Here is a 10658-nt window from a genome sequence, read left to right on the forward strand (position 1 = left end):
AGAAGAGCGGTGCTGACGCGCGGCACCATGGGCGCCGCGGCGGCATGTCTTGGGGCAAGCGCTGTTCAGGCAGCCACCCAACGCCCGCGCCTCAAAAATGCGAAGTTCAAGTCCATCGATGCCGCGATGCAGAAGGCGGTCAATGACCGCACGGTCGCTGGTGCAGTTGCTATCGCTGCAACGCAGAAGGGCATCGTTTATGAAGGCCTTTTCGGTAAGGCAAACGCGGACACCGGTACCCCGATGAGGCCAGACACGGTGTTCTGGCTGCTGTCGATGACAAAGGCGATTACGGCGACGGCATGCATGCAACTGGTGGAGCAAGGCGACCTCAAGCTGGATGATGACGCATCGAAATACCTGCCGCAGCTTGCAGCGCCCAAGGTGCTGGTGGGATTTGATTCCAACGGACAGCCGCAGCTGCGTCCGGCTCGAAATACAATCAAGGTTCATCACCTTCTGACTCATACCTCCGGTTTCACCTATTCCAACTGGAGCGATGTGATGATGCGCTACGAGACGGCGACGGGTATGCCCGACATTGCGACCTGCGAGAACGGCGCCTTCAATGCGCCGTTAGAGTTCGAGCCAGGCGAGCGCTGGCAGTACGGCATCAGCATGGACTGGACCGGGAAGCTCGTGGAGGCAGTCCGTGATCAGTCCTTGGAAGTCTATTTCCGCGAGAACATTTTCGCGCCACTTGGAATGAAGGATTCGGGGTTTCTGATCAGCAGCGAGCAGAAGCGCCGTGTTGCGACATGCTTCAGCCGAGAGACTGACGGCGGCTTGAAAGTGATGCCATTCGAAATGCCTCAGAGGCCAGAATTTTTCATGGGCGGTGGCGGCGCATACAGCACGCCCCAAGACTACATGATGCTCCTTCAGGCACTACTCCATGGAGGCAAGTTCAACGGGGTTCAGATCCTCAAGCCTGAGACTGTAGCTATGATGATGCAGAACCAGGTCGGCGATCTTAATGTCCGTAAGATGGACTCGGCCGCGCCGACCTATTCGAACAGCTTCGATCAGTTCCCGGCTCAGAAACACAAATGGGGCTATTCCTTCGACATCAACACCGAGGCGGGCCCGCATGGCCGCTCCGCGGGAAGCGTGTCCTGGGCCGGTCTGCTCAACTGCTACTTCTGGATCGATCCAGTTCGTAAGTTGACCGGATCCCTATTTACCCAGCTTCTTCCCTTCTATGACGACCGTGTCGTTGCTCTCTGCGGCGACTACGAACGCGGTCTCTATGACGGTCTCGCTTGATCCTTTTCCTATTTTTCGATGGAACCTCAGACATGTTTGCAATCACTGGAATCACCGGCAAGGTCGGCGGGGCACTCGCCCGAACGCTGCTCGCCAACGGCAAAGTCGTACGGGCGATCGTTCGCAATCAGGCAAAGGGCGCTTCGTGGGCCGCTCTCGGCTGCGAGGTCGCTATAGCAGAGATGGAGGATGCCGCGGCGCTGTCGGCTGCTTTTGCCGGCGCCGAAGCCGTCTTCATCCTTCCGCCCTCCGAGTTCGACCCTGAACCTGGCTATCCCGAGGCGCAAAAGGTGATCGACAGTGTCGTCGCGGCGATCGAGGCGGCACGCCCGAAAAAGATCCTTTGCCTCTCGACAATCGGCGCCGACGCGAAACAGGACAATCTGCTGTCTCARCGCACGATGCTAGAAGAAGCCCTCAACAAAGTTGAGCTGCCCGTGGCCTTCCTGCGTCCCGCCTGGTTTATGGAAAACGCATTGTGGGATGTTGCCACAGCACGCGATACAGGAGTCCTCCATAGCTTCCTGCAACCCTCCGACAAGAAGTTCCCGATGATCGCAACAAAGGACATCGGCATCCTAGCGGCAGAGCTGATCCAGCAGGATTGGACAGGAAAGCGCGTCGTGGAGCTGGAGGCTGCTCAACGGGTATCGCCAAACGATCTGGGCCATGCTTTCGAAGTTGCGCTCAATAGGCCGGTGAAGGTCGAGGTCGTCAATCGCGACACGTGGGAGGACCTGTTTCGCTCGCAGGGGATGAAGAACCCTATGCCGCGTATTCGCATGCTCGACGGCTTCAATGAGAGCTGGATCGAATTCAAGGACAGCGGTCGGTCCTCCACGAAGGGAGCGACCTCGCTGGCGCAGGTCGTGGCAGCGCTGGTTGCCGGTACCAATACCGACGATCGCGCCTGACCTGAAGATCAAGGTGCAGGCGGATTTTTCGCGCCCGCATCGACAGCCAATCGCAAAAGGAGATTACGTCATGGACGCGATCGAAACGCAAGGCGTGAGGATCCCGCGGCTGGGCCTCGGAACATTCCGGATGCCGGGCCTCAGCGCGCAGCCAGCGGTCGAAAGCGCGCTCGCGCTTGGATACCGTCATATCGATACTGCAGCAATGTATGAGAACGAGGCGGCGGTCGGTGCGGCAACCGCGGTCTCGGGCATTGATCGGCGCGAACTCTTCGTGACGACCAAGGTCTGGCACGATCAACTGGCGCCGGACGCGCTGCACCGAGCCTTTGCGACAAGCCTCGAAAAGCTGAAGATGGACTATGTCGATCTTTTTCTCGTGCACTGGCCATCGGCCGACATGGACATTGCGGCGACCCTAACCGCGATGGCGCGTCTTCGTGAACATGGCTATGCGCGTGCGATTGGCGTGTGCAATTTCAATATGCCGATGATCAAGCGCGCGGTAGAGGAAATACAGGTTCCGATCGCGGTTCATCAGATCGAGTACCATCCTTATCTGTCGCAAGCGCCCATGTTTCAGTATATGCGTGCCAAGGATATTGCGCTAACAGCCTATGCACCGTTGGCACAGGGCCGAGCGGCGCGCGACCCAATCCTGGAGACGATTGGCCGGAAACACAATGTCAGCGGGACGCAGGCTGCCATCGCTTGGCTACTCGGTCAGGAAGGGGTGATCGCCATTCCGAAGGCCGCGCGAGCCGAGACCCAAAAAGCGAACTTTGAGGCAGCGTTTATCCGCTTGGATGATGAGGACCTCGCCTTGATTGCCTCCTTGCCCAAGGATCAGCGCTTCGTCAATCCGCCATTTGCCTGTGACTGGAATGCCAGCGACTGAGGTTGTGAATCGCCAAATGGCGTGGTGCAGTCGCCACGATCGCGCTTATGCCAGAGAGACTCTGGGTGCACGGGCGAGCGGGCGGTTAGCCACGCGGTGGTCAGTGTTGTACGAGCGTCCAGCTCCGCCGCATATAAATTATAAGGAGTAAACTATGTCTAAAAATCAAAAGATCGTCGAAGCTTGCCGACTGGCGTTTACCGGCTTTGACAAAAACAACAAGAGTAAGTTGGTGGCGCTTCTGGCCGACGATGTCGTTTTCGAGTTTCCCCCGTCTCTACCCTATGGGGGGCGATACCAGGGGCTCAATGAATACCGCGCGTTCTGGAGCGATCTTTACGAAAATTACTACGAATACTTCAATTACGACGCCATTGATATCTTGGATGCTGGTACCCACGTGATTGTTCCCGTTATAGCGCGCGCGAAAGCGAAGAACGGGAGGACAATGGAAAACCAACATTGTTTCCTGTTCAAAATTGATGAAGGTCGCATCACTTATGGACGCATATATGCGGATACTGCGAAGGGGCGCGACGTTCTTGAGGGCATGACGCAGCATCCCTCCCGCGCATCGGGTTAATTTGCCACTTTTCGCGACAGCCGGTCGGATAACATTGATTCGGTAGAACGCACGGTCTCGAAGTGCAAAAAGTGCTGATGAGATGGTCAACATTGTGGATGCCCGACGGCTCCCTCGACGCGCTCTGCCCGCGTATTTCACGAGCGCCCGAACACATCCGGCATGGTTTCGAGCGGGGAGGTCTGCAGCGGTAGGCAGACGTCAAGGAACTGTAGAAAAGCGTTTGGAAGGAATGATGCGATGATGGTTGATCCTGAGGAATTGGACGCCGTTTCCTGCTATAAAATCTTGATTGGTACCGTCGTGCCGCGAGCTATCGGATGGGTGAGCACCATATCCAACGATGGTGTGGCGAACCTCGCACCGTTTTCGTTCTTCACGGTGGTTGCCCGAAAGCCGCCAATGGTCTCGCTGACTATCCAACCCAAATCAGACCGCGTGACGCTTAAGGATACTCTGGTCAACATTCGAGAAACCGGGGAATTTGCTACAAATCTTGTGACACTTCCGCAGGCCGACGCAATGCATGAATCATCCAAGGAGCATCCTCCAGAAAGCGATGAGTTTGAGCTGGTTGGCGTGGACAAGGTGCCAAGCCTGCTTATACGCGCCCCACGCGTTGCAGCCGCGCCTGTCAGCATGGAATGCAAGCTTGAGCGCATCATTCCTCTTGGGGACGTGGGCGATCATGTGGTCTTCGGTCGCGTCGTCCGCTTTCACCTTCGCGACGACATCTATCTGCCAGGAGGCAGGATTGACACGATGGGTCTGCAGCCCATTGGCCGCCTTGCAGCGGAATACACACTCACAGACAATATCTTTACGTCACCGCTTGAGGCGGAGGTGGTTCGCGGGCGCGAGGGTCAGCGAATGGTGCGGCTCGACTCCAGGCCGGCGGGATGGTCTCAGATCGATGACCCAAAGTGGACGGGTGCTGGAAACGCGCTACCCTGAGATAGATGAACGAGTGGCATTGGATAAGGCCGCGTTTAGTCATAGATCAAGTTGCACCCCCGCAATGCCCCGAGCTACTGATTTTCCTCAATCCTGGACGTCTACAGCGGTTCGCCCTTTCAAGGCGGGTGAGATTTCCAATGAGCCTTGGATGTGCATCGTCTACCCGTCATCGTGGCAACTGAACTAGTGCCATCAATGACCGATCGGGGCCGATTCCGGTCAGGCAGCTTTCAAGAACAGCCCTGCGAAAGCAGCCGTTTAAGTCGGCTGCGGTGGTGTCTGCGATTGGCCCAAAGCGGTCCTTTGCCAGTCGTTGGATGCAGCGGCGAAAATATCGCGAGCTTTTTCCCCACAACATGTCGAGAGCACGCTCCCGGCTGCACCTGTTCATCTGTGGCGGTGTCGTCTACGGCCGCAAATATTTCCTCTTGCGCGGCCAATGGATCACACCACCTGCGAACAATGCCCACCACACGATAACGGGCTGTATGGCAAGTCGTGGCAGATGATACCACCAGCCCAGAATGCCATGGGGTGCCGACAAGCCATCCATGGCATGCTTGATATTGGCGGGATAGACGYAGATGGCGTACAGCGCCAACGCTATGCCGGCAGCTCGGCGAAGCTTGCTTGTCAGCAGGGCGACAGCGCCAAGGATTTCCAGTATTCCGGTTACGTAAATAACGGTAGTGGGGAATGGTACCCAGCGCGGGGTAACCAACAGCAACATGTCCGGTCGCGCGATATGCAACAACCCCGCAAGGATATAAAGGCATGCGAGGGACACACGTGCCATTGTTCGAGAAGGCGGTGCGCCGGCCGCCTCCCTGCAATATGCCACGAACGTTCGATTATCGAGCCGCAATTTCAAGGGCCTTCTCCTCTGAAGCGGATGTGGACCAGCTGGTCTCACACGAGCGGTGTTCGAATGGATTGCGATGCCTTTAGGATGCGATCGAGGGAACCCGTATGGCCCTCAATACGTGGAGCGCGTGCTGTTGGGTCGCATCGCACCGATAAAAAACGAACGGTATCGGACGACTTGTTGCTGCTTCTGATCCAATGAAGGCAAAGATTCGTACTCAGGGCAAAGGAACCTTTGCCATGCTTAAATATGCGCTCGCCTATGTATCGACAGCTCTGATTTTTTTTGTTCTCGATTTTATCTGGCTCAGTTCCATGGCCACAAACTTCTATCGAGCAAGGCTTCCTGACATCATGGCCGCCGACGTCAACTATCCTGCCGCCGTGCTCTTTTACCTGATGTATGTCGCTGGTGTCGTCATCTTTGCGGTCAGCCCAGCCCTCGAGAGCGGCCGATGGACTACGGCGGCAATTTACGGTGCACTGTTCGGCGTCATGGCCTACGGCACCTACGACCTCACCAGTCAGGCAACGCTCAAACAGTGGTCGACCGCAGTCACCGTTGTCGACATGGCATGGGGCACTTTTGTTTCAGCCAGCGCAGCATCACTGAGTTATCTCGCAACGAAGCTGGTCCTATATAGATTCCATTAGTCAGCTTCTACCTCGCGGCGGCAGAGGAAAGAACACACTCGTCCGCCGTTGATAGTCTCTAAAATCCGGACGCGTTGCCATCATATGCTGCTCGAGCGGTGGCACGCCGGAAATGTGCCTAAGCAGAACATACATCAGGACGGGCGCGGCAAGCGATAACCAACCGACCACATAACCACCGCCAAAATCTGCAGCGACAAGCACATATGATACCCAGGCCAACCACTCGAAAAAGTAGTTTGGGTGCCGCGACCACCGCCACAGTCCAGAGTTGCAGACTTTGCGGCGGTTTGCAGGATTTTTGTTGAAGTGCTTGAGTTGCGAGTCGGCGATTGCCTCTCCGCCAAGAGCGGTCATCATGATCAGGGCGCCAACAAAATCGCCCCATTCAAGTTTGGTTTCAGGACGGGCCGCCGCAAGATAGACACAGGCAACAAGCACGACGCCCGCAAGAGCCTGGCTCTGCAGGAACAGGAACATGCGGGTGTTCGCAGCATCGCCCCATTCCTCACGCAGTTTGGCGTAACGCGGATCGTCGTCGCTCCCGAGCGTTCTGAAGAGAATATGCGAGCCAAGCCTTAGCGACCACGCTGCAAGAAGTCCCGCGACCAGATATTTGCGCGCCGGGGAAACCGGGGCGTTGGAAAGAAGAACCGTAGCGACGCCCACCGCACCAACGCCGAACGGCCAGAATACGTCGGCCCAGCCATGGTGGCCGGTGCTACGCTGCATTAGCCAGGCGGCGGCCATGATGCCGCATAAGGTCATTACCGACAAGATCAAAAGCGGACCGGATGTCATTGGTTAGAATGTCTTAGAATAAAGTTCGCAGTATCATTGAGCGTAGGCGCGACGAAACGCAGTGGTGAACCCATGGCTCCAATGATACCGAGATGGCCGACCCCCGGGTAAACTTTCRGATCAACGGGGGTTCCTGCATCATTCAATTTTGCAGCCAGTCGAATGCTGTTACGCGGATAAACCGTGTTGTCGCTGTCTCCATGCAGAAGCAGGGTCGGCGGGTTCACGCCGCCCGCGAAATTGATTGGCTGACTAAGGCGTTCGGACTTGGCTGTGCTGAAGATGGCAGTAATGTTCTTGTCCCGGAACGGCAGGAAATCATAGGGTCCGGAGATGCCGACGAACCCTTCCAGATCACGTGCCGGCGACAAGCTCTCCTTTCCGAGCCAGTCATCATCCAGAGCAAGCATTGCCGCGATATAGGCTCCGGCTGAATGGCCTACGATGAAGAGTTTAGACGGATTTCCACCATATTGCCGGGCATGATCCTTGGCCCAACGCACTGCCTTCGCACCGTCAGCTAGAAACCCTTGGTAATGCACTTCTGGATAAAGCCGATAATCGGGAACAATGGTAACGATGCCTTTGGATGCCAGGGCTGACGCTACAAACTGATAGGTCTGCTTGTCGCCGCTTTGCCAGCTGCCTCCGTAAAAGAACAGCGCGATTGGCGCGGCGAGAGCGCCTTGGGGCCGGTAGACGTCGAGCGTCCGCCTTCTGCCCTCGCCGTAGGCAATACTCCGATAGATTGTCGCGCCATTGGTTGGGGTGGCAAGATTGAGAACCTTGCCGGGGGAGCAGCCTGCCAGAACGAATCCGACAACCAATGTGGCGGTCACTAAGAGACTCGCCCGCAACTCAAAATCCCAGCAGTGGCTGGACGATCCGTCCGATCAGACTTTTCATGCGCAAACGTCCATCCACGGCAGCCAAGCAAATACATTCGTCATCGGGTCCTGCAACTGGCTCATGTTCGACACTGGCATCGGCAACGATCAAATCGCCAACACGGTAATCGCCCATTGCATCGTGCAACGAACCTTTCAACACCAGAGTGTATTCGGTGCCGGCGTGTGTGTGTTCAGGCAGCACCATCCCGGGCCTGGAGCGCAGCAGCATCGGCCGGGCACGCGCCGGACCGCCCGTCCCGATAGAACTCCACTGTACGCCCGGCGCAAGAAACCGCCATTTGCCAATGTCATAGTGTCGAAGTAGCGAAGGTAGAGCCATATCTGAGGGCAGATCGGCGAGCCAGTTGCCCCGCGGCGGCGTTTCTGCCGCAGGCTGACTATCTATCAGAGCAAGGGTCTGCTCCAGGGCATCTGTGCTAAGTTCGGCCTTTGGAGCATGCTCGAGCAACACACCGCTTAACGATTCGAACTTGCGTGCACGCTCAGCACTCTCTGGACATAGCACAAGGTGCGCGGCCACAACCAAGGCTGGACCTTGGGCAAGAGTCCCCGCCGCATAGGCCATGAGAACATCATCTGAAGGGCGATTGCTCACCATCGTTACTCCTCACCCATCAGGCTGCGCAGGTGCTGCATTGCCAGGCGCAATCGTGATTTCACCGTTCCGAGCGGCAAATCAAGGGAACGGGCGATCTCGCTGTGGGGCTTATCATCAAAATAGTGCAGTTGGATCACGCTGATTTGTTCGGGAGAAAGTGACCTTATCGCAAGGCGAATCCGCTCTTCGCTCTCCGTTTTCAGAAGTCCATCCGAAGGCGATGGCTGCGGTTCTGGATCGTGTTCCTCAAGTAAATACTGCGCGGGATACCTCTCGCGACGGATGGCATCGACGCGCAAATTACGGGCAATCGCGAATATCCACGTGGAGGCGGACGCTTTTCCCGGGTCGAACAGCGCAGCCTTGCGCCAGACCATAAGCATTGTTTCCTGCGCAAGTTCCTCCGCTTGGCCGGCTCCCATGCCACCACGCATGAAAAACCCTTTTATGCGCGGCGCATAAAATCCGAACAGATCGGCAAATGCCAATTTGTCCCCATGTTTTGCAATCCTGACGATCCGTGCCGAATACGCAGTCTGGTCTGTCATCTTACAAACACAACGTCTTTTGGCGACTTTTGGTTCGACAAGCGCGGGCGTGGGCCAGCATTGCTTTCGCCCAATCTGAAACTTCCCGATAGAGAAAGCACTAAAGTCATTCATGACGCTCTATACGACAGGCCGACACAATCGGATCAACTGGAGCTCGTGTTGATCCAATCGCATGTTTGAAACGTATTGCCCAGATCGACAAGAAACAACAAGTGATCGTTTGTCCTGCGTTGTTTTCATCGTACGAGCATGGAGACAATCGTTGAAAATCGCTGTCGTAGGATCTGGAATTTCGGGCATGTCTGCCGCGTGGCTCCTGTCGCAAGCTCATGACGTTACGTTATTTGAGCGGGAAGGGCGCATTGGCGGTCACAGCAACACGTTTTTGGTCAATGACCATCGCGGGCCAGCCATACCTGTCGATACCGGCTTCATCGTTTTTAACGAGGCCAACTATCCCAATCTCACTGCACTGTTCAGACACCTTGGGGTTAAAACAGGGCCGTCCGATATGTCCTTCGCGGTCTCCATCGACCAGGGCAGGCTTGAATATTCCGGGACAGGTCTCAGCGGCCTCTTTGCCCAACCGCGCAATTTGATCAATCTTCGCTTCTGGATGATGCTTCGGGATCTGGTACGCTTTTACCGTGAAACGCCGTCACATGCAGGTAAGCTCGGTTTGATTGGCCTTGGTGAATTTCTCGAGCGCGAGGGTTATGGCCGTGCCTTTCGCGACGATCATCTGCTTCCCATGGCGGCGGCAATCTGGTCAGCGCCGGCGTCAACGTTGCTGGATTATCCGGCCGAAGCGTTTATCCGCTTCTGTGATAATCATGGCCTGCTAAAACTCGCCAACCGTCCGCTTTGGCGTACTGTCAAGGGTGGAAGCCGGGCGTATGTCGAGCGGCTTACCGCAAATTATCAAGAAAAGATTCATACGAGGTGCGCTGCCGCCTGGATTCGGCGTGGCAACAATCATGTTGCAGTCGCGGACAGCCGAGGCGCTGTTCGCGTTTTCGACCATGTTGTCATGGCCTGCCATGCCGATGAGACATTGGGCTTGCTTAGCGACGCCGATACCTTGGAGAAGCAGCTGCTTTCCACCTTCCGATATTCCTTGAATCGGGCAGTGCTTCATGAGGACGCGTCGCTCATGCCAAAACGCCGTGCAGTTTGGTCAAGCTGGAACTATCTCGGGCAACGCCAGGGGACAACCTCAAACAGCCAGCTTTGTGTTACATACTGGATGAACCGTCTACAGCCCTTGGAAACTGATCGCCAGTTCTTCGTGACACTTAATCCGCGTAACGAACCGGACCCATCCAGGGTATTGCAAACTGAAACCTACGCTCATCCTCTCTTCGATGGAAAGGCCATGCAAGCGCAACAGCAGCTGTGGCAACTGCAGGGCGCACGGAATACATGGTTTTGTGGTGCATATTTTGGCTCAGGCTTCCATGAGGACGGTCTGCAGTCCGGTCTTGCCGTTGCCGAAGATCTGGGAGGAGTGCGTCGACCATGGTCTATCGATGGTGAGTCGTCGCGCATTTACCGCCAGCCACTGTTTAAAGCTGGTGAAGTTGCGGCGTGAATGAAAAGGCTTGGCATTTATCCGAGCAGTGTTTCGGTCGTCGCGTTTCCGAACCGATGCCGGCTAAGAG

The 10658-nt window shown here is 56.2% G+C and carries 12 protein-coding genes; 7 read left to right on the top strand and 5 right to left on the bottom strand.

Features of this window, described 5'->3' with window-relative positions:
* The first annotated feature begins 9 nt into the window (after positions 1-9).
* The 5 genes from ACXJ5O_RS10345 to ACXJ5O_RS10365 all read left to right on the top strand — a co-directional run bounded on the left by ACXJ5O_RS10345 (position 10) and on the right by ACXJ5O_RS10365 (position 4615).
* Positions 10-1266 (top strand): serine hydrolase domain-containing protein, encoded by a 1257-nt coding sequence (locus ACXJ5O_RS10345; protein ID WP_457299827.1) that lies wholly within the window; start codon positions 10-12, stop codon positions 1264-1266.
* A 32-nt stretch (positions 1267-1298) separates the two neighbouring features.
* On the top strand, positions 1299-2180 hold the full coding sequence (locus ACXJ5O_RS10350; protein ID WP_457299816.1) for an NmrA family NAD(P)-binding protein: 882 nt from the start codon (positions 1299-1301) through the stop codon (positions 2178-2180).
* A gap of 70 nt (positions 2181-2250) precedes the next feature.
* Positions 2251-3078: an aldo/keto reductase gene (locus ACXJ5O_RS10355; RefSeq protein WP_457299817.1), complete on the top strand. Its 828-nt coding sequence runs from the start codon at positions 2251-2253 to the stop codon at positions 3076-3078.
* A gap of 154 nt (positions 3079-3232) precedes the next feature.
* Positions 3233-3661 carry a nuclear transport factor 2 family protein gene (locus ACXJ5O_RS10360; RefSeq protein WP_457299818.1) on the top strand — a complete coding sequence of 143 codons (429 nt, stop codon included), beginning with the start codon at positions 3233-3235 and terminating at the stop codon, positions 3659-3661.
* A gap of 240 nt (positions 3662-3901) precedes the next feature.
* Positions 3902-4615, top strand: a complete 714-nt coding sequence (locus ACXJ5O_RS10365) for a flavin reductase family protein (protein ID WP_457299819.1) — start codon at positions 3902-3904, stop codon at positions 4613-4615.
* A 409-nt stretch (positions 4616-5024) separates the two neighbouring features.
* Here ACXJ5O_RS10365 and ACXJ5O_RS10370 read toward each other — a convergent pair whose 3' ends face one another.
* Positions 5025-5489 carry a DoxX family protein gene (locus ACXJ5O_RS10370; RefSeq protein WP_457299820.1) on the bottom strand — a complete coding sequence of 155 codons (465 nt, stop codon included), beginning with the start codon at positions 5487-5489 and terminating at the stop codon, positions 5025-5027.
* A 233-nt stretch (positions 5490-5722) separates the two neighbouring features.
* Between ACXJ5O_RS10370 and ACXJ5O_RS10375 the strand changes: the two genes are divergently transcribed.
* Positions 5723-6136, top strand: a complete 414-nt coding sequence (locus ACXJ5O_RS10375) for a DUF2177 family protein (protein ID WP_457299821.1) — start codon at positions 5723-5725, stop codon at positions 6134-6136.
* Here ACXJ5O_RS10375 and ACXJ5O_RS10380 read toward each other — a convergent pair whose 3' ends face one another.
* Genes ACXJ5O_RS10380 through ACXJ5O_RS10395 form a run of 4 tightly spaced genes read right to left on the bottom strand, consistent with a single transcriptional unit; the run spans position 6137 to position 8934 of the window.
* Positions 6137-6937 (bottom strand): DUF1295 domain-containing protein, encoded by an 801-nt coding sequence (locus ACXJ5O_RS10380; protein ID WP_457299822.1) that lies wholly within the window; start codon positions 6935-6937, stop codon positions 6137-6139.
* On the bottom strand, positions 6934-7776 hold the full coding sequence (locus ACXJ5O_RS10385; RefSeq protein ID WP_457299823.1) for an alpha/beta hydrolase: 843 nt from the start codon (positions 7774-7776) through the stop codon (positions 6934-6936). The genes ACXJ5O_RS10380 and ACXJ5O_RS10385 overlap by 4 nt, the downstream gene beginning before the upstream one ends.
* A gap of 19 nt (positions 7777-7795) precedes the next feature.
* The gene (locus tag ACXJ5O_RS10390) at positions 7796-8446 is read right to left on the bottom strand and encodes a ChrR family anti-sigma-E factor (protein WP_457299824.1); all 651 of its coding nucleotides are present in this window, start codon (positions 8444-8446) and stop codon (positions 7796-7798) included.
* Between the two features lie 2 nt (positions 8447-8448).
* Positions 8449-8934, bottom strand: a complete 486-nt coding sequence (locus ACXJ5O_RS10395) for a sigma-70 family RNA polymerase sigma factor (protein ID WP_457299825.1) — start codon at positions 8932-8934, stop codon at positions 8449-8451.
* Positions 8935-9259: 325 nt separating this feature from the next.
* Here ACXJ5O_RS10395 and ACXJ5O_RS10400 point away from each other — a divergent pair, with 325 nt between their 5' ends.
* Positions 9260-10588 (top strand): NAD(P)/FAD-dependent oxidoreductase, encoded by a 1329-nt coding sequence (locus tag ACXJ5O_RS10400; protein WP_457299826.1) that lies wholly within the window; start codon positions 9260-9262, stop codon positions 10586-10588.
* Positions 10589-10658: the final 70 nt, after the last annotated feature.

The sequence above is a fragment of the Phyllobacterium sp. P5_D12 genome, assembly GCF_054049495.1.